The organism is Colwellia sp. BRX10-9 (assembly GCF_014077405.1).
Classification (GTDB): domain Bacteria; phylum Pseudomonadota; class Gammaproteobacteria; order Enterobacterales; family Alteromonadaceae; genus Colwellia_A.
This window is the reverse complement of the sequence record NZ_JACGVV010000104.1, coordinates 1-510: the sequence shown is the minus strand read 5'-3', so window position 1 is coordinate 510 and position 510 is coordinate 1. Positions and strand designations below refer to the sequence as shown.

Below are 510 nucleotides of genomic sequence, written 5' to 3'. Positions count from 1 at the left end.
CCTTCGGGAGGACGGTCACCACTTTGTGTTTCATGACTGGGGTGAAGTCGTAACAAGGTAACCCTAGGGGAACCTGGGGTTGGATCACCTCCTTATCTTGAAGTAAAAACAGTTTAATGGAAACTCTTGAGTTTCACGAGTGTCTACACAAATTACATGATAACAAATTAGAAGAAGAAAGCCCTTGGGCTTGCTAATAAGATAGGTCTGTAGCTCAGCTGGTTAGAGCGCACCCCTGATAAGGGTGAGGTCGGCAGTTCAAGTCTGCCCAGACCTACCAATTCATACACTGAATTGATTAATCTTCTTCATTAAAGAAAAGACCAAATTAAGGTTTACTTTCGTCATGCTGAACGTGTTTCAGTATCTGGTGAGTGAATATTAATTTGGTTTTTTAAACCACGTTTTTAACCGAATGCGCGTTAAGAATGAGTTCTTTAACAATCTGGAAAGCTGATATAAATAAGATATTTATAAAGCAATGAACGGTGTCGCGCTGTGATTTGCACA

General features: G+C 40.4%; 1 tRNA gene and 1 rRNA gene. Both read left to right on the top strand.

Features of this window, described 5'->3' with window-relative positions:
- Positions 1–95 (top strand): 16S ribosomal RNA (locus tag H4J69_RS19660); the annotation flags it as partial.
- Between the two features lie 108 nt (positions 96–203).
- Positions 204–280 (top strand) — tRNA-Ile (locus tag H4J69_RS19655).
- Positions 281–510 lie beyond the last annotated feature (230 nt).